The sequence below is a fragment of the Acinetobacter sp. YH12144 genome (assembly GCF_013418345.1).
Classification (GTDB): Bacteria; Pseudomonadota; Gammaproteobacteria; order Pseudomonadales; family Moraxellaceae; genus Acinetobacter; species Acinetobacter amyesii.
On the sequence record NZ_VPCD01000018.1, the window covers coordinates 1 to 17,879 of the forward strand.

The window sequence follows — 17,879 nt, forward strand, 5'->3', positions numbered from 1 at the left end:
TACAGTTAAAACAACTGTAACTGGCGTAGAAATGTTCCGTAAACTTCTTGACGAAGGTCGTGCGGGCGAGAACTGTGGTGTTCTTCTACGTGGTACTAAACGTGAAGACGTTCAACGTGGTCAAGTACTTGCTAAACCAGGTACAATCAAACCGCATACTAAATTCGACGCAGAAGTATACGTACTTTCTAAAGACGAAGGTGGCCGTCATACTCCATTCCTTAACGGTTACCGTCCACAGTTCTACTTCCGTACAACTGACGTAACTGGTGCGATCGCGCTTAAAGAAGGCGTTGAAATGGTTATGCCTGGTGACAACGTAGAAATGTCAGTAGAATTAATCCACCCAATCGCAATGGACGCTGGCTTACGCTTCGCGATCCGTGAAGGTGGTCGTACAGTTGGTGCGGGTGTAGTTTCTAAAGTAACTGCATAATCACTAAATGTGTGTAAAAAAGCGCCTCTTTGAGGCGCTTTTTTTTATGCTTATTCAATGTGATAGGGAAATTGTCTGACAATATTTTTTAAAGCTGTCCTTTAGTGATAATTCACTGTCCTTAACTGAAATAATTACGCGTCAATAAAACCGTAATATGAACTCAAGAAAACCAATAAAAGTTTGAGTATTTCATAACTCAAAAAGGAGTTAGGCATGAACGCTAAAGTAAAGATTACTAATCGAGCAGGTGCAAGTTTCCCTGTACGTCGCATGAATTTTGATTTTGATGCGGTACCAGAGTACTGGATGAATGGCTCAGCAGGTTTGACACATTTTATGACCGCATTATCTGCTTTATTTCCAGCGGGTGAAATGTTCTTTATTGATAGTGTGCGTGCCGTACGTAAACACCCAGCAATCGCAAATAATGAAGCCCTACAAAAAGAAATTAGTGCTTTCATTGGTCAAGAAGCGATGCATACGCAAGAGCATGAGGGTTTTAATGCTTCTGCACAAAAATACGGTCATGATGTCGAAACACTTGATAAGGCAACGGGTCGTGTTATCCAAGGTGTGCGCAAAGTCTTTGCACGTATTGGTAAACCTGTTGGCATTACTCAAGAAATGGTGGATCTAACCGCAACTACGGCACTTGAGCATTTCACTGCAACGATTGCTTCACAGTTATTGGTTAACCCACATATTCAAGTTTTAATGACAGATGAAACCATGAAAAATATGTGGTTGTGGCATGCGATTGAAGAAAATGAACATAAAGCCGTGGCTTATGATGTTTTTGAAGGTGTCTTTGGTCAGGGAATTAAGGCCTACGCACTCCGTACAGGTTCATTGATTGGCGCAATGGTGACTTTATTCTTCGTACAAAGCTACTTTGTTGCTCGTTTATTAAAAGAAGATAACAAGCTTAATTTTGAAGCATTAAAAGATATTTATACCTATGGTTATAGCCCTTCAAAAGGCATCATCACTGGTATGGGTAAAGAAATGCTGATGTATTTTAAACCTGGTTTTCACCCGAATGATTTAGATACTTCAGGTTTGTTAAAAACGTGGAAAGCTTATTTGGGTCTCTAATCACAGCGCTGTGGTGACTTTTTGAGAAGGGCGATGTAAATCGCTCTTTTTTTTATTCAACTTTAGAGACAAACTTTTTATAATGCGCATACCCTAGCCATAGAAAGATAAACGAAGATGATTCGTTTGATGCAAGACGCTGATGTACAGCAGGTTTACGATATCGAGCGCCGCGTACAAAGCCATCCTTGGACCTTAAAACAATTTCAAGAATCGATTGCTGCCTATCAAAGTACGGTGATTGAGCGACAAGGAAAAGTTGTAGGTTTTTGCATTTTACAACCCGTTTTAGATGAAGCAAATTTATTGTTAATGGCGATCGATCCGAGCCAGCAAGGCAAAGGATTAGGTTTTCAATTACTCGATGAATCTATTGCCTTACTCAAAAATAACCCCATTCAAATCTTCTTAGAAGTGCGAGAAGGTAATCAACCAGCGATCCGTTTATATGAAAAAGCGGATTTTCATCAAATCGATTTGCGAAAGAATTATTATCCAAATGCCGATGGAACTCGTGAGCACGCCATTATTATGGTGAAGGCTTGTATTGATGATTTTGCAGCTTTATTTAAATAAAAGCGGTGAAGCGTCATCAGATTTAAAGAAAGCATTCGTGAATAAACGAATGCTTTTTTATTGAAGATCTTTTGTTTGATCCCTTTTATTTAATAATAGGATTATTCCAACCTGAAGGTAAGGTGGTCATCAGGGAATCCCCCAGTTGGCTAATTTCTTCTTGGGTCAGTGGTCGATTGAGTCGACGCCATTGTCCATCAAGCAGAAGTTCCAGTGGAATGTACTGAGATTTATAATTCATTTTTTGCGAATCGGGCACCCAATAGCCCAAGTAGACATATTGCAGTCCAAGCTTTTGTGCATGCTCGATTTGTTTCAGAATGGCAAAAGTACCTAATGAGCGACGGCTTTCATCAGGATCAAAAAAGGTATATACCGCTGAAATACCATCATCGAGTGGATCACAGGTAGATACACTGATCAGTTGCTCATCCAACCACAGCTCTAAAAAGAAACTGTCAGTGCAGCTATTGATTAAAAATTTTTCAAATTGATCTTGGCTGGGTGGGTACATATCACCATCAGCATGCCGTTCATTGATATAGCGTTCGTACAGGGCATAATGCTTTGCATCGGCATCTTGAGGGCGGCTAATTTTCACCGTTAAATCTTGATTCCGTTTCCACGCTTTTTTTTGCACGCTGTTCATTTGAAATTCAAGAACAGGCACACGCGAGGACAGACATTGGCGACAAAGATGACATTCAGGGCGATAGACAAAATCACCACTACGACGAAAACCCATGCGGGAAAGTTCAGATAACGTGACCACATCAATACGATGGACAGGGTCAAGAAAGACCATCCGGGCAGATTTATTTTCTAAGTAGCTACAATCATGCGGAGGCGTGATGTAGTACTGTAATTCGTTCAACAGGGACTTCGGTTGATAGGAATTCATCGTAATATCCCTCTTTTATTGTCATGCGCTGAGACTTGCCCATTGCGCTATTGTTTTACTTGAAAATACACTGTCCTGATACTTTTTCCAATCGATAGAGGGTTGTTTAACAACATCTTGTAACGAATTAAGGTATTGTTGGCGAGAAAGTGTACTCGCACCTAAGCTTAAGAGGTGATCGTTGACCAATTGGCAATCAATCCATGGCAACTGATTCTCTTGCCCGATGAGCATTAAGGTGTAAAACGCCATTTTAGAGACATCTGTTCGTGTACTAAACATAGACTCGCCAAAGCAGCCATGACCAATATTGACCCCATAGAGGCCACCTACAACAGTCTCGTTTTCCCAAACTTCAATGCTATAAGCATAGCCTGCGTCAAACAGCGCAGAATATCCCTGAATAATATCTTCTGAAATCCATGTTTCATTGGCATAACTACGCGGCAAAGAACATGAGCGAATCACAGTTTCAAACGCATGATTAATGGTGATCTTATAGTCCATTTTTTTCATGCTGCGTAATAACGATTTGCTTGGATGATAGTCCTGCGGTCGAATAATGCAGCGGGGTTCAGGACACCACCAGCAAATCGGATCACCTTCACTAAACCACGGGAAAAGACCATGGCTATAGGCTTCAAACAATGTAGAAGGAGAGAGGTCAGCACCGATGCAAATTAAGCCTTCACCATCAGGATCGCATTCAGCTGGATCGGGGAAAGTAAATTCAGAAGGAGGGAGTATCGGCATGCCAAGCTTCTTATTGAGTTACACGGATTTTTATCATACATAAAAAAGCCGACCATCAGGTCGGCTAATTTTTAAAACTGTTTAGCTAAGCAAATGACTTAAGCAAAAGATTATTCACCGAGTGCATCAAGGTATTTTTCAGCATCGAGTGCAGCCATACAGCCTGAACCTGCAGAAGTAATGGCTTGACGGTAAATGCTGTCGGCAATATCACCCGCAGCAAATACACCCGGAATAGACGTTTGTGTTGCATTACCCGCAGTTCCGCTTTGAACTTGGATGTAGCCATCACGTAGGTTCAATTGACCATCAAAAATACCGCTGTTTGGTTTGTGACCAATCGCCACAAACATTCCAGTGACATCAACATTTTGAGTTGAATCATCTAGCGTAGATTTAATACGTACAGAAGTCACACCGGTGTTATCGCCAATGACTTCATCCACTTGGTGATTCCAAATAATACTGATTTTACCTTCTTTTTCTTTTGCAAAAAGATGATCTTGCAGAATTTTCTCTGAACGTAAAGTGTCACGACGGTGTACAAGAGTGACATGAGAAGCAATGTTTGAAAGATACAGCGCTTCTTCCACAGCAGTATTACCGCCGCCGACAACCATAACTTTTTGGTTTTTGTAGAAGAACCCGTCACATGTTGCACATGCACTCACGCCTTGACCCATGAAAGCAGCTTCTGATTCAAGACCTAAATATTGTGCAGTTGCACCTGTACAAATAATCAATGCATCACAAGTAAACTCTTCCATATCGCCTTTAAGCACGAACGGACGAACATTGAGATCTACTTCGTTGATATGGTCATACACAATTTCTGTGCCAAAACGTTCAGCATGCGCTTGCATTTGTTCCATTAGGGCAGGGCCTGTTAAACCTTCTGCACCACCTGGCCAGTTGTCTACTTCTGTCGTTGTAGTCAATTGACCGCCTAATTGAATACCTGCGATGAGTGTCGGTTTCAGGTTTGCACGGGCAGCGTATACCGCAGCGCTATAACCTGCAGGACCAGAACCTAAAATAATTAGACGTGAGTGACGAGCGCTCATCCGTAGAATCCTTTTTTTATATGATAATTTGTGGAATTATACGTCAAAGTTTGAAACGATTGTGTGAGATTAAAGTCGATATTATTGATCATCGAAATCGTTTTGAGCTATATAGAATAAAGTTAACAACTATACTTAAATTATCTTGCATCTTTTTTATTGAACAGGTGCATAATAACAGGTTTAGATTCAGCCCATTTTTGTTGTGGGTAATGACAAAAACATTCATGAAGAATTGGTTACAGGAACGTATATGACAGCGGTGTCGGGTGCATATGCACAGCGCTTAATAATGACATTATTCCTTGTTTCATTTGGGATATATCTGTTCCTTGCAACAGTCACATATACGCCATTTGATCCGGGATGGATGCATTTATCCAGTGATACTCAGCAAGTTTCAAATGCCAGCGGCGTCGCAGGTGCATGGATAGCTGACTTACTCTATGGATTTTTAGGTTGGGCAAGTCTGCTGATACCTGTCTATTTATTTCTCGAAGCAATTCAAGTGTGGTGGCCACGTAGTTTTCTAAACCGTCCATTTCGCTATGCCGCTCAGTTCTTTATTTTACTGGCAACTTCAAGTTTACTTTTCCTGTTTTGGAATGTCCCTGAAGATACTTTAGAAAATGCATCGGGCGGGATCATTGGCTATGAACTGGGTCAAAGTCTTGAACAAATATTAACGGTCTATGGTGCAGCAATATTTCTTATTGCATTTTGGATCATGTTGTTCACTTTGGCCTTTGGCATTAAGTGGAATAAGACATGGGCAACCATGAAATCCACACCAGCTTATCTGCAAGATTTGTTCTATCGTAATGTCCCTGAAGGCGATACCGCTTTTGACCGTACAGTGCCAACGACTAAAAAAGAGAGTGCTGCTGCGCATGCATCAAAAGTGGTTGCACCAGTAACACCAGCCGATGAACATCATGCGGTCGATGTCGATCCTGTGGTACGTGATCGCGTCGCTGAACGTTTATTTGATGATATTGCTGATAAAGAATGTGCAGACAAAGAATGGAACGCACAGCATTTATCTACGGTAAATTCGCCGGAGACTGCTACACCATCCGATGAAGATTTTGAACATACTTTGGCGAAAGTTCGTCAGCTTGATCAAGATCAAAAACGTGTTGTTGCGACGGGAGAGGTTTGGCGTGCCTTGCATTCAAATGATGACCAACGTCATAAACAAGATATTGATGCTTTACTGAAAGCGGCAGAAGAAGAGCAGCCTGCCAATCAAACTGAATATTTCAACAAAGCAGCGGATGTGCATTCGAATTCTCCGACAGAAGCGGTGCAACCTGCTAAAAAATCAGTGGATTGGGATGATGATGAAATCTTCGATGAGCTGTTAGCGGCTGTCCCGAATAGTAAAACAGCGACGGATGTGCATAGCCCATTTAATACAGCGCAAAATGAAAGTCCAACAACGCATTCAAATGAATTTGCTACAGGTGCTGCTGCCACAGTTGCAGGTTTAGGTGTAGCTGCTGCACAGATTACACCGCTGACCACATCGAAAAATATCAGTGCTGAAACCGAATTTAATGATCTTGATGATTTGCTGGTTGAAAAAGCAGAGCGAGCGATAGAACAGGCGCAGCCGGTTCGTACAACCAGTAGTTATGCGCAATCTACGCCTTTGGTTCGTGCTGAAATCAATACGCAGCCGCAGACTTTTGTATCTGATGATGAAAAAGCCTTAATCAGCTCGAATAAAGATGCTTTCCGTGAAGTGTGGCAAGAAACGGCGGGTAAACCTGAAGACATCGATTTAGATCTCGAAGATGATTTTGACTTTGATGCGCCTTTAACTGATGCTTCTGGTCGTCCAATGTCACGTGCGATGCAAGTGGCACAAAAACGCTTGGATTTACCGACTTTGCCGGGCTTGGAAATCTTAGATCCTGTAGATCCGAACAAGAAAGTCAATTTCACTGCAGAGCAATTATCTCGCTTGTCTGAACTTTTAGAAATTAAACTGCAAGAGTTTAATGTCAAAGCCAAAGTTGTAGAGGCACAGCCGGGACCAGTCGTAACACGTTTTGAACTTGACTTGGCACCTGGTGTGAAAGCGTCTAAAGTCACCAATATTTCACGTGACTTGGCGCGTTCGATGTCTATGGCTTCTGTACGTGTGGTGGAAGTTATTCCGGGTAAACCGTATATCGGGATTGAAGTCCCAAATAGTTCACGTGAAATGGTTCGTCTTATTGAGCTGTTAGAAACGCCGGCATACCGTGATCCAAATGCCTTACTTAGTATGGCGATGGGTAAAGATATTTCGGGTAATCCTGTCTTGGCCGATTTGGCGAAAGCGCCGCATATGTTGGTGGCAGGTACTACAGGTTCTGGTAAGTCAGTCGCAGTCAATGCCATGTTGCTATCGATGTTGTTGAAATACACACCTGAGCAACTGCGACTCATCATGATTGACCCGAAACAGTTGGAACTTGCCAACTATAACGATATTCCACATTTATTAACGCCTGTTGTAACCGACATGAAAGATGCGGTGAGTGCATTGAACTGGTGTGTCAATGAAATGGAGCGTCGTTATAAGCTGATGTCCTTGATGAAAGTGCGTAAGCTGACTGACTTTAACCGTAAAATTGAAGAAGCAATGGCCAATGGTGAAGATCTGATTGATCCAACTTGGAAGCCAGATGACTCTGCAACCCAAAGTCGTGCGCCACGTTTACAGCCAATGCCGTTGATCGTAATTGTTGCCGACGAATTTGCTGACATGATCATGCAAGTGGGTAAAAAAGCCGAAGAAATGATTACCCGTCTTGCACAAAAATCACGTGCAGCAGGGATTCATTTGCTGTTGGCGACACAGCGTCCAACCGTAGATGTGGTGACGGGTTTGATCAAAGCCAATATTCCAACCCGTGCTGCGCTACGTGTGAACAGTAAACTGGATTCACGTACTATCTTAGATGCTGGTGGTGCGGAAGACTTACTGGGTCATGGTGATATGTTGTTCCTCGGACCGGGTAAAATTGAACCTGAACGAGTACATGGCGCGTTTATTTCAGACGATGAAGTGAACCGTATTTGTGATGCATGGCGTGAGCGCGGTGAACCGAATTATGTCGATGAAATCCTCACGCCTTATGATGAAGAGCCGACATCTCGCGGTTTTGAAGATGGTGATGGCGGATCAGACCGTGATGCGTTGTATGATCAATGTGTTAGTTTCGTTTTAGAAACACGTAAAGCATCGACGTCATCTTTACAGCGTAAATTCAGTCTCGGCTATAACCGTGCTGCACGGATTATTGATCAGATGGAAGAAAATGGCATCGTCAGTGGGATGGGGCCAAATGGTAAACGAGATATTTTGGTCTAAGTCCTAAAATAAAAAACCTGCTTCGGCAGGTTTTTTTATTTTTAGATTGAGAACTCATCTTGGTAGAACATGGACTGGGCCAATTCGATAAAAGCTTTGCAGGCAGGGCTCATGAGTTTTTGATTTTTTACGGCGAGTCCAATCTGCCGTTGGGTATTTGGAAAGAGTGGACGTTTAACCACATGTGGATGTAGCGCCAACAGCTCAGTAGGCATCGCCATATCCGCAACAATAGCAATCCCTTCCTGTAAATTCACCATGTTTAAAATGGTTAGCAGTTGCGACATTTGATAGGTGATTTTAGGTTGTATGTGGTGTTGTTTAAGCAGTTTTTCCACATGGGACTGGCTGCCTGCACGGGTCATAATAAAGGGGTAGTTTTGCAGGTCTTGGATATTTAAATGACTGTGTTTGGAAACTGAATAACTATCTGGAATCAAGGCAATGAAAATGTCTTGAATTAGGGGGAAAGTGAACAGCTGCGGCTTAGGGAGTACAGCAAAACCAACATCAATCTGACGTTCAGAAATCCAACGTGACACTTCTGCATCGGTACCTTCTTCGACATAGATTTCAATATGCGGATAGCGCTCCCGATACGCTTTGAGCAGCTCTGGAAGCAGATGAATCGAACTAGAAGAACCAAACGAACCAATTCTCAGCGTTCCTTGTTGAATACCATGTGCGGCATGCACTTCTTGCTGCATGATTTGTGCGGTATTGATGACTTCTTTGGCATGTAGCAATAACTGCTGACCGATGTGGGTCAGGCTTATTTCGCCTTGCTCACGGCTAAATAAGCTGACATTCCAATGTTGCTCTAAACACTTTAAGGCATGAGAGACAGCCGACTGAGTAATTCCCAGTTGCCGAGCAGCGAGAGTAAAGCTTTGTTGTTCTGCGACTTTAATAAAAATTTCAAGCTGAGAAAATGTCATTGCCATGAGTAATTGCTCATTTTGTTATGAGTCTAGATGAGGATTATATTGTGCTACATAAATGGTTAAAGATGAAATAGCTTGTTTATTTCAAGGCGTATAGCATGAATATCGTCGTCGCATTGTTTCCCCTCGTTGCATTAATCGCAATGGGCTATGTGCTTAAATACACACAGTTTGTTCAGGATGAATTCTGGGCAAATTCAGAAAAACTCAATTACTACGTTTTATTTCCTGTGCTGCTTTTTTTGAATGTATCAGCCGTGCAATTGGATATGAACACTGTTTCACGAATGTTGACAGTACTGGTTGCGGGCACCTGTTTGATCAGCATCGTGTTGTGGGGGATCAAGCAGTTTATGCATATTCCCGTGCAGCGTTTTGGCGTGTATATCCAAAGTCATATCCGTTTTAATACCTATATTGGCTTGTCATTAATGGGGGCGCTGTTTGGCTCAGAAGGCATGCAAATGTTTGCGATGTTGATTGCTGTGGCTGTTCCTTTGGTGAATATCATTTCTGTCCTGTCTTTTTCCAATATCAGCGTTAAACAGCTTGGACAAACCTGTATTTCTATCGCGAAAAATCCGCTCATTCTAGGTTGTGTAGTCGGTGTTCTATTTAATTTATCAGGTCTCACCTTATTTAATGGTTTACCCGAGCTGCTAAAAATATTGGCGGCAATGAGTTTACCTTTGGGTTTATTGTCTGTGGGAGCGGCATTACAGTTTCAGCAGATGCGTGCAGATGTACGTCGTCTGAGTTTAAATACGATTGGGCGATTAGTTTTAATGCCGAGTTTGGCTTATGTGATAAGTAGTTGTCTTTGTTTAACTGATTTTGAACGGATAATTTTAGTGGTATTTTTTGCTTTGCCGACTGCATCATCGTCCTATATTTTAACGCGCTATTATCAAGGTGATTCACAACTGATGGCGGCCATTATTAGTGTACAAACCATTGGTTTTGGCTTGATGTTTCCATTGCTCATGTTGATCGTGCATTAATCATGCTGAAATACTATCACGCTGATTTTAAATAAGATAAAAAAAGCCCACATCATGCGGGCTTTTTTTTCGGTACTCGAAATTAAGCAAATTTTGCCAATACTTCGAGGAAACCTGCGCTTTGACGTGGATATTGAGCAATCACGTCATGAATACGCTGACCTTCAGGATTAGTTGCGTTCACATCACGGCCATCGGCAACGAATTGAGTCAAAAGACGCTCATAGTCATTTGGACGCATATGTTTGAAAGCATGGTAAAGCACGTGAAAGTCGCCATTCACTCCTTCAGGAGGAAGCTGAGTAAGGTAGGCAAATACACGCTCATCTGACCATTCTTCGTTGAACGTTGCTGGCTGAGATAATGCCATCGCAATCTCCTTGCTGGTTTAAAAATACAAAAAGGCAAAAATGAGTACGCAAGTAAAATGGTTTTATTCGCCATCTCTAAGTTAAGCGACTCATTTTATGGTTGGATCAAAAGTTATTTTTTTTATCCCGTTTACTCGAAGCAAAGCTTTTGATCTAACAAAGGAATAAAACTAATCCAGCCCACTCGAAGCAAAGCTTCTCATCTTGCGGCTGGGTAAAGCAACGCTTTACTGATCCAGCCTCACATTTTGCCTTGATTCAATTTACTTGGCTAATCAGAATTCAGATTAACGTTCTTCAGGCAAATTGATATTCATTTCAAGCATTTCAATATTCGCTTCAGAACGAACAGACATTTGAATATGTTGCTCATCTACACCACGAACATAGCGATTTACCACTTGCATGATTTCTTTTTTCATCATGTCAATCTTGTCTTGGCTAAGGCGTTTACCTAAACCATTTTCAGATGCCACGATGACTTTTAAACGGTCTTTTGCCGTTTGTGCGCTTGACGGTTTCTCGTCGCTGCTAAAAAGTTTGCTCCAGAATCCTGCCATGATTACGCTCCAAATAGACGTGCTAACCAACCCTTAGGTTTTACCGTAATATGACGGTAAGGGCGCTCTTCACCAAGGAAACGTGCAACAAGGTCATCATACGCTTGGCCAGCCGCTTCTTCTGTAAACAGAATCACTGGTTTACCTTCGTTTGATGCTTGTAGAACGCTTTTACATTCAGGAATAACACCTAAAGTCGGTACGCGTAAAATATCTTTTGAAATGTCATCAATCGTCAACATCTCTTGTTTATCCGCACGTTCTGGATTGAAACGTGTAATACAGAGATGCTTACGGATACGACCTTCGTTTTGTTCTACTTTTTTGGTTTTGCTGTCGAGCATACCAATAATACGGTCAGAGTCACGTACCGAAGAAATTTCTGGGTTCGTCACAATGATCGCTTCATCAGCATGATACATTGCTAAAATTGCACCACGTTCGATACCCGCAGGTGAGTCACAAATAATGTAATCGAACTCTTGAGAAAGTTCGTCCATCACACGTGCTACACCTTCATCTGTTAACGCGTCTTTATCACGTGTTTGAGATGCTGGCAAAATGTAGAGATTTTCAATATCTTTATCGCGAATAAGCGCTTGTTGTAATCGAGCTTCGTTATTCAATACGTTTACAAAGTCATATACAACGCGGCGTTCACAGCCCATGATCAAGTCAAGGTTACGTAAACCCACATCAAAGTCGATCACAACAGTTTTGTGGCCGCGAAGGGCTAAACCTGTTGCAAAAGATGCGCTTGTAGTTGTTTTACCTACGCCACCTTTACCTGATGTTACGACAACAATTTTCGCCACCGAATCCACTCCTGTTATGGTTTAAATCCCCTTTTTTAATTAGGGGTTTGGTGATTATTTATACATTAAAATTGCAAAGCTTCAAATACTAGCTCTTGCTGGTCATTCAAATAAATATGTACTGGCTGTTTGACCACATGAGGTGGAATGTCATCAGCGACACAGTAAGTCCCTGCAATTGAAACCAATTCAGCTTCTAATGAATGGCAGAAAATACGTGCAGCCGTGTTCCCACCAGCTCCGGCAATGACTCTACCACGAGCACTACCATAAATATGTATATTTCCTGAAGCAATTACTTCTGAACCGCTATTAATACCAGCATTAATAATGATATCGCCATGGTCTTGGACTAAACATTGACCTGTACGCAAGATTTCATTGTGATACGACGTAGCATGACGAATGGTCGGTACTTCGACTGCAGCAATTTTATCTTCGGTTTTTTCTTCTGCAGGCGCGGGTTCTTCAACCACTTGTTCGCGTGTCGGTTTAACTTGTTGTAGTTTGCGATCCGCAGGAACTACGGGAAATTGGATAGCACGTGCTTGGTCCGATAGCGGACCTTCAGTGACACCAATCGGTTGAATTTCAATACTAATAAGTAGTTGAATCAGTGCAATTAGTTCTTGATCAACCGTACTTTCAATCACGGCTAATGTTCCGGGTGGAAAAGCCTTTTGGAACATTGGAGTAAGTTGCTGGCGGATCGCATCATGATCATTGGTATCGAGGTGAATGCGAATCGCATTGACCATTTTGCCTTTTATCCGTATATCAGCCATATTGAATCCTTGAGACTTCTAACTATTACTTTTGTGCCGAAGTAGTTATGTTGTAAATAGAGCAAATCCTAGAACAATTTGCATGAATACTCTAGCGGAGTTCGCAATTATTTTTGACTAAGTGTTTATTCTGTAGCTTGGTCCTGTTCCTGCATAATCTGCTGCCACTGTTTTACTTTCACTTGCTTACGAATAGCCTCTAGACTTTCAAAAACCGCAGAGCGAACCAACTCATCCAGCTGGACATTATTTTCGATTTCAATACGGCTAACACGCTGTGAAATGTCTAAATATAGATTGGGTTTTTGAGCCGTCGATGTATTGGGATAAGCCAATGGGGAAATTAAACCTTGGGTAATATTTTCACCTAAACGTTGCCCGATACTTTGAATCTGCTGTTCAATGCGGCTGCCAACGATTGGCACTAAGCGCAATAGCTGCGTGAGTTCTGGAGTGTCTTCGATGGCCTGACTGACGATTTGTCCGACATTTTTGGCGATCAATTCACGTTCAGTACGTAGCTCTTTGCTTAAATTTTCTTGCAAAATCTCAGCTAAAACTTGGGTGAACATCTCACGGTGATGCTGCACAAGATTACTAATTAGGTCTTTATGGGTTGTACTGGTATTGAGCTCATGCTTAACACCATCTAACACGGTAAGTACCACACGATCTGACAGTTCTTCCATCACGACTCGATAGTAGAACAATGCCTTTTTCTGCCATGCAGAAGGCACGATTTGATAGCCCATTTCATACAGTCGATAAGCAATAATGCCCGCACGAAATAAACGCAGGAAACGTAAATGCGGCACAATAGCTAAAATTTCGTACCAATGTATAAACGGGAAGAAGAACCAGCGCTGATGGTGCTTGTTGATGATGGCAATCGCCCAGCGCACCAACAATTCTACAATCAAAAAGATAATGAACCACGCTTCGGTAGTAATCACCCATGGATGTAAATGTTCACGGTAAAAACTCAGCACATCGGGCAGGTGGATACTGTTAAAGAACCAACTGCCAAGATTGCTCATGAGGAAAAAGTTCATGCACAGGCAGAACAAGTTAAAAACAATAATAAACACCATGAATATGTCATAAATCAAAAACAGTTTGAATGACCAACTGTTTGGATTGACATGATGATATTTAGATTTCTTGTTTTGCGGCATGCTGTTCTGCGACATAAAACTTCTTCTTAATTATTCAGTAACTGAGTATTTAGCTTTCATACGAGTAATGAGTTGGTCTTTCTCCGTCCACAGCTCATCTACCCAATGCTGAAATTTTTCACGGAATTCTGCATCATCTTCATAGTTGCCGCCATGCACCCACGTTGGAATTTCAATTTTACGTAAATCCACGGCGATACGTGGAACTTCACCTAGCCAAAATTCGCCATAACCTGGTGCACCATTTGGATAGACGATGGTCATATCTACGAGAGCATCAACTTGATCCCCTAAAATATTGAGTGCCAGTGCTAAACCACCCGCTTTCGGCTTAAGAAGGTTTTGATACGGTGATTGCTGTTGCGCATGTTTTTCAGGGGTGAAGCGAGTGCCTTCCAAATAGTTCAGCAGGGTAAAAGGCTGGCTCAATAACTGTTCACAAGATTTACGCGCTTCTTCCATATCTCGATATTTAAGTTCAGGATTTTTCGCGATTTGTTCTTTGCTGTGTCGTTTCATCATTGGAAAGCCTAAAATTTTAAAAGCTTGACCAACAAATGGAATGAAAATGAGTTCCCATTTGGTAAAGAAACGCGTCAGTGGCATACGGGTTAAACCAAAATATTGGTTGACTGTCGTATCGACCCAACTCTGATGATTACAGGTCATGAGATAGCGACCATGCAAATTTAAGTCGAGGCCTTCATCGATGGTGATATCCCATTTTGTGTTGGGTAAAACGTGATCAATTAACCAGTTATTGACCATGAGCCAACTGTTGGTAATTTTTATGTTGGTTTCATCAACCTTTTTTGATTTTTTAAAGAGTTTGGTTAGACCAAGGGCTAGTACAGGAGGACCATGGAAAAAAGTACTGCCTGTCATAACTGAACCGACGGTAAGTCCTTTGCTAATTTTTTTTAGTGTCGGTTGCTTATTTGTTTGAGATGACATATAAAAAGTCCTAGCGGAAATTGTCCAAATAATGATTGATTCTAATAAATATAGTTCGAGTTGATTAAATAAAAAAGGGCATCTGCAGAACTGTGAAGAAATTGTGATGGAATTAACAAATAAATCTCGTATTTATATTACAAATTGTAACTAAACGTTTTATTATTAACAAAAAATCAATGGTTCAGCCATTTGTTTTACTTCATCATTTCAACCATACAACAAAACACAAAGAAGGAGGCATGCAATGCGTGCACTAGTAATTTCGGCAGTAGTTGGGGCAATGGCACTTACTGGTTGTCAAAACATGGAATATGACAAAGCAGCAATCGGTACTGGTCTAGGTGCTCTTTTAGGCGCTGGTATTGCTTATTCTAATGCTGATAAAGACAAAATGGGTCAAGCAGCTGCAATTGGTGCTGTAGTTGGTGGTGGTGCAGGTCTTCTTCTTGATAAGAAAGAAAAACGTCTTAAACAAGAATTGGCTGGTACTGGTGTTGACGTAGGTCGTAATCCAGATGGTTCGATCAACCTTGTTATGCCATCAGTAACTTTCGCAACTAACTCTTCAACTATTCAATCTCGGTTCCAATCTGCATTGAATGATGTTGCTAAAGTATTGCGTGAAGACGGTACTGCAAACAAACTTGCAATCGTTGTACATGGTCACACAGATAACACTGGTACTGATGCGATCAACAACCCACTTTCTCAAAACCGTGCAAACTCAGTGAAAAACTACCTAGCGTCTCAAGGTATTTCTTCAACTCGTATTACTGCACGTGGTTACGGTTCAACTTCTCCAGTAGCGGATAACTCAACTGCTGCAGGTCGTGAACAAAACCGTCGCGTAGAAATCTCAGTTTACGAAACTAAATAAGTTTTAGTTCGAAACGAAAGGCCACCCTCGGGTGGCTTTTTTTATGGCATTTTTAATGACCGATAAAATACATTTTGCATTAGGCAAGATCGTTTCAGATGACTATAATCATCCTCGAATTAATAAGAGGAAAGACTATGTCACTGGCAAGTCAGTTGAACGACAAGCAACTTGAAGCAATGAAATACACTCAAGGACCCTTGTTAGTACTTGCAGGGGCAGGTTCAGGCAAAACATCGGTGATTACCCGTAAAATTGCCTATTTGGTGAAGCATTGTGGTATTCCTGCGCACCGCATCACCGCGATGACCTTTACCAATAAGGCCGCGCGAGAAATGAAAGAGCGTGTGACGAAGCTGATGAGCCGTGAAGAGGCAAAAGGGCTGTCGGTTTCTACCTTCCATAACTTCGGGCTAAACATGCTCCGTTTGGAATTAAAAAATACACCACTGAAAAATAACTTTTCAATTTTAGATGCAGATGACTGCAAACGCATTTTGATGGACTTAATGCATCGTGACAATTTATCCGGTGCAGAAAGTAAAGAGCTGATTGCCAAAGCCATGAAAATGATTTCAGATTGGAAAAACGATCTGATTCCACCTGAGCAAGCGCACACCACCTGTGAAACAGCAGAAGATGTTCAGTTTGCACATCTGTATCAACTGTATGAGCGTAATTTACGTGCCTACAATGCTGTGGATTTTGATGATTTGATTGTCATGCCGACGCGCTTATTACAAGAAAATGCAGAAGTGCGTGATCGTTGGCAGAATCGAATCCGCTATTTATTGGTCGACGAATATCAAGATACCAACACCGCGCAATATATTTTGGTGAAATTGCTTGTGGGTGTCATGGGGCAGTTCACCGCGGTAGGTGATGATGACCAATCGATTTATGCATGGCGTGGTGCTAAGCCTGAGAACATGGCTTTATTGAACGAAGATTTCCGTAATCTGAAAGTCATTAAGCTTGAGCAAAACTATCGCTCGACCAGTCGTATTTTAAAAGCTGCCAATACAGTTATTGGCAATAACCCACATATTTTCGATAAAAAGCTTTGGTCAGATAAAGGCCATGGTGAAGTAATCCGCGTGATTACTTGTCGTAATGACGATGATGAATCAGAACGCGTGGTAAAAGACTTGATTACGCACAAGCTGATGAACGGTAAAAATTGGAAAGACTACGCCATTTTATACCGTGGTAATTTCCAAGCGCGTGCTCTAGAGACACAGCTACGCCAAATGCAGATCCCGTATAAATTATCGGGTGGTCAGTCTTTCTTCGCTCGTGCTGAAATTAAGGACTTGATGAGCTACTTACGTTTGATCATCAACCCTGAAGATGACAGTGCATTTTTACGAATTATCAATACGCCAAAACGTGCGATTGGTCCTGTGACTTTGGAAAAGCTTGGCTTATTTGCGCAGGAAAGTAATTTATCCTTACTCAGTGCAGCAGGTGACCAGCGCTTAAGCATGGCGATTCCGAAAAAAGCCACAACCCAATTGGCCGAATTTGCGGACTTTATTTCGACCTTTACTCGTGAATTATTAGAAGATGATGAACCTGTTCCGATCATTCGTCGCATGATGATTGAAGCAGGTTATATCGACTATGTTAAAGAATCTGCAGCTACTCCTGCGCAGGAAAAAACCAAACTGGATAATATTGAAGTGCTATATAGCAGTATTCAAAGTTTGATAAACCGCGCTGAAGATGTAGATGAAAAGAACATTGAAAGTGTGATTCGTAAAATGGTGCTGCTCGATATGTTAGAACAGCAACAAGAAGAAGAAGACACCGATAAAGTCAATTTGTTAACACTTCATGCGTCGAAAGGTCTGGAATTTCCATTCGTTTATTTGATTGGTCTGGAAGAAGAAATTCTACCGCATAAAAACTCCATTGCTGCTGACACGGTCGAGGAAGAACGACGTTTGATGTACGTGGGGATTACTCGTGCACGTCAAGGCTTAACTATGACTCTAGCAGAGCAACGTAAAGCCGGTGGTCAAATGCGACAAATGACACCAAGCCGTTTCTTGGACGAACTGCCACAAGATGAATTGGAGTGGTTAGGCCGCAAGAAAAAGCTGGCAGGGGATATCGATCCTAAACAGCAAGCACAGCATTATTTAGAAAATTTACGCGCGCTGATTAAGCGTTAAAGCTTAAAGCGTAGAATATTTT

General features: G+C 41.7%; 17 protein-coding genes. 7 read left to right on the forward strand and 10 right to left on the reverse strand.

What is annotated here, in order from left to right:
* From FTU79_RS12270 to rimI, 3 genes are all read left to right on the forward strand, one after another.
* Positions 1 to 436, forward strand: a 436-nt coding sequence (locus FTU79_RS12270) for an EF-Tu/IF-2/RF-3 family GTPase (RefSeq protein ID WP_257224283.1), incomplete at its 5' end; no start/stop codon positions are given.
* A 216-nt stretch (positions 437 to 652) separates the two neighbouring features.
* Complete coding sequence (locus tag FTU79_RS12275; RefSeq protein ID WP_180050344.1) at positions 653 to 1,534, forward strand: metal-dependent hydrolase; 882 nt, start codon at positions 653 to 655, stop codon at positions 1,532 to 1,534.
* A gap of 117 nt (positions 1,535 to 1,651) precedes the next feature.
* Positions 1,652 to 2,110, forward strand: a complete 459-nt coding sequence (gene rimI / locus FTU79_RS12280) for a ribosomal protein S18-alanine N-acetyltransferase (RefSeq protein WP_180004229.1) — start codon at positions 1,652 to 1,654, stop codon at positions 2,108 to 2,110.
* A gap of 85 nt (positions 2,111 to 2,195) precedes the next feature.
* Here rimI and FTU79_RS12285 read toward each other — a convergent pair whose 3' ends face one another.
* The 3 genes from FTU79_RS12285 to trxB form a co-directional block, all read right to left on the reverse strand.
* Entirely contained in the window at positions 2,196 to 3,011 is an 816-nt protein-coding gene (locus tag FTU79_RS12285) for an arginyltransferase (protein WP_168379088.1), read from the reverse strand.
* 21 nt (positions 3,012 to 3,032) lie between these two features.
* Positions 3,033 to 3,764, reverse strand: coding sequence for a leucyl/phenylalanyl-tRNA--protein transferase (gene aat / locus FTU79_RS12290; RefSeq protein ID WP_180050347.1), 732 nt, complete (start codon positions 3,762 to 3,764; stop codon positions 3,033 to 3,035).
* Between the two features lie 110 nt (positions 3,765 to 3,874).
* Positions 3,875 to 4,828, reverse strand: a complete 954-nt coding sequence (gene trxB / locus FTU79_RS12295) for a thioredoxin-disulfide reductase (RefSeq protein WP_180026552.1) — start codon at positions 4,826 to 4,828, stop codon at positions 3,875 to 3,877.
* A gap of 253 nt (positions 4,829 to 5,081) precedes the next feature.
* Here trxB and FTU79_RS12300 point away from each other — a divergent pair, with 253 nt between their 5' ends.
* Positions 5,082 to 8,195: a DNA translocase FtsK gene (locus FTU79_RS12300; protein ID WP_180050350.1), complete on the forward strand. Its 3,114-nt coding sequence runs from the start codon at positions 5,082 to 5,084 to the stop codon at positions 8,193 to 8,195.
* 41 nt (positions 8,196 to 8,236) lie between these two features.
* On the opposite strand, the gene FTU79_RS12305 is transcribed toward FTU79_RS12300, so the two are convergent.
* Positions 8,237 to 9,133 (reverse strand): LysR family transcriptional regulator, encoded by an 897-nt coding sequence (locus FTU79_RS12305; RefSeq protein WP_168379094.1) that lies wholly within the window; start codon positions 9,131 to 9,133, stop codon positions 8,237 to 8,239.
* A gap of 104 nt (positions 9,134 to 9,237) precedes the next feature.
* Here FTU79_RS12305 and FTU79_RS12310 point away from each other — a divergent pair, with 104 nt between their 5' ends.
* Complete coding sequence (locus FTU79_RS12310; protein WP_180050353.1) at positions 9,238 to 10,140, forward strand: AEC family transporter; 903 nt, start codon at positions 9,238 to 9,240, stop codon at positions 10,138 to 10,140.
* An 82-nt stretch (positions 10,141 to 10,222) separates the two neighbouring features.
* Here FTU79_RS12310 and FTU79_RS12315 read toward each other — a convergent pair whose 3' ends face one another.
* From FTU79_RS12315 to FTU79_RS12340, 6 genes are all read right to left on the reverse strand, one after another.
* Positions 10,223 to 10,510, reverse strand: coding sequence for a PA4642 family protein (locus FTU79_RS12315; protein ID WP_067766167.1), 288 nt, complete (start codon positions 10,508 to 10,510; stop codon positions 10,223 to 10,225).
* Between the two features lie 288 nt (positions 10,511 to 10,798).
* Entirely contained in the window at positions 10,799 to 11,071 is a 273-nt protein-coding gene (gene minE, locus FTU79_RS12320) for a cell division topological specificity factor MinE (RefSeq protein ID WP_078190039.1), read from the reverse strand.
* 2 nt (positions 11,072 to 11,073) lie between these two features.
* On the reverse strand, positions 11,074 to 11,886 hold the full coding sequence (gene minD, locus FTU79_RS12325; RefSeq protein WP_067670152.1) for a septum site-determining protein MinD: 813 nt from the start codon (positions 11,884 to 11,886) through the stop codon (positions 11,074 to 11,076).
* A gap of 65 nt (positions 11,887 to 11,951) precedes the next feature.
* Positions 11,952 to 12,671: a septum site-determining protein MinC gene (minC, locus tag FTU79_RS12330; RefSeq protein WP_078193110.1), complete on the reverse strand. Its 720-nt coding sequence runs from the start codon at positions 12,669 to 12,671 to the stop codon at positions 11,952 to 11,954.
* Positions 12,672 to 12,796: 125 nt separating this feature from the next.
* Complete coding sequence (locus FTU79_RS12335) at positions 12,797 to 13,861, reverse strand: preprotein translocase subunit SecA (RefSeq protein ID WP_373683471.1); 1,065 nt, start codon at positions 13,859 to 13,861, stop codon at positions 12,797 to 12,799.
* 15 nt (positions 13,862 to 13,876) lie between these two features.
* Positions 13,877 to 14,800 (reverse strand): acyltransferase, encoded by a 924-nt coding sequence (locus FTU79_RS12340; protein ID WP_180050356.1) that lies wholly within the window; start codon positions 14,798 to 14,800, stop codon positions 13,877 to 13,879.
* 247 nt (positions 14,801 to 15,047) lie between these two features.
* On the opposite strand from FTU79_RS12340, the gene FTU79_RS12345 reads away from it, so the two are divergent.
* Together FTU79_RS12345 and FTU79_RS12350 are read left to right on the forward strand one after the other, a co-directional pair.
* A complete protein-coding gene (locus tag FTU79_RS12345; RefSeq protein ID WP_180050359.1) occupies positions 15,048 to 15,680 on the forward strand; it encodes an OmpA family protein in 633 nt (210 codons plus the stop codon).
* Between the two features lie 137 nt (positions 15,681 to 15,817).
* Positions 15,818 to 17,857 (forward strand): UvrD-helicase domain-containing protein, encoded by a 2,040-nt coding sequence (locus tag FTU79_RS12350; RefSeq protein ID WP_067766191.1) that lies wholly within the window; start codon positions 15,818 to 15,820, stop codon positions 17,855 to 17,857.
* Positions 17,858 to 17,879: the final 22 nt, after the last annotated feature.

Bases quoted from the DNA above. Each gene is read 5' to 3' on its own strand.
- FTU79_RS12275 (WP_180050344.1), top strand. From the start codon at position 653: ATGAACGCTAAAGTAAAGATTACTAATCGAGCAGGTGCAAGTTTCCCT.
- rimI (WP_180004229.1), top strand. From the start codon at position 1,652: ATGATTCGTTTGATGCAAGACGCTGATGTACAGCAGGTTTACGATATC.
- FTU79_RS12285 (WP_168379088.1), bottom strand. From the start codon at position 3,011: ATGAATTCCTATCAACCGAAGTCCCTGTTGAACGAATTACAGTACTAC.
- aat (WP_180050347.1), bottom strand. From the start codon at position 3,764: ATGCCGATACTCCCTCCTTCTGAATTTACTTTCCCCGATCCAGCTGAA.
- trxB (WP_180026552.1), bottom strand. From the start codon at position 4,828: ATGAGCGCTCGTCACTCACGTCTAATTATTTTAGGTTCTGGTCCTGCA.
- FTU79_RS12300 (WP_180050350.1), top strand. From the start codon at position 5,082: ATGACAGCGGTGTCGGGTGCATATGCACAGCGCTTAATAATGACATTA.
- FTU79_RS12305 (WP_168379094.1), bottom strand. From the start codon at position 9,133: ATGACATTTTCTCAGCTTGAAATTTTTATTAAAGTCGCAGAACAACAA.
- FTU79_RS12310 (WP_180050353.1), top strand. From the start codon at position 9,238: ATGAATATCGTCGTCGCATTGTTTCCCCTCGTTGCATTAATCGCAATG.
- FTU79_RS12315 (WP_067766167.1), bottom strand. From the start codon at position 10,510: ATGGCATTATCTCAGCCAGCAACGTTCAACGAAGAATGGTCAGATGAG.
- minE (WP_078190039.1), bottom strand. From the start codon at position 11,071: ATGGCAGGATTCTGGAGCAAACTTTTTAGCAGCGACGAGAAACCGTCA.
- minC (WP_078193110.1), bottom strand. From the start codon at position 12,671: ATGGCTGATATACGGATAAAAGGCAAAATGGTCAATGCGATTCGCATT.
- FTU79_RS12335 (WP_373683471.1), bottom strand. From the start codon at position 13,861: ATGTCGCAGAACAGCATGCCGCAAAACAAGAAATCTAAATATCATCAT.
- FTU79_RS12340 (WP_180050356.1), bottom strand. From the start codon at position 14,800: ATGTCATCTCAAACAAATAAGCAACCGACACTAAAAAAAATTAGCAAA.
- FTU79_RS12345 (WP_180050359.1), top strand. From the start codon at position 15,048: ATGCGTGCACTAGTAATTTCGGCAGTAGTTGGGGCAATGGCACTTACT.
- FTU79_RS12350 (WP_067766191.1), top strand. From the start codon at position 15,818: ATGTCACTGGCAAGTCAGTTGAACGACAAGCAACTTGAAGCAATGAAA.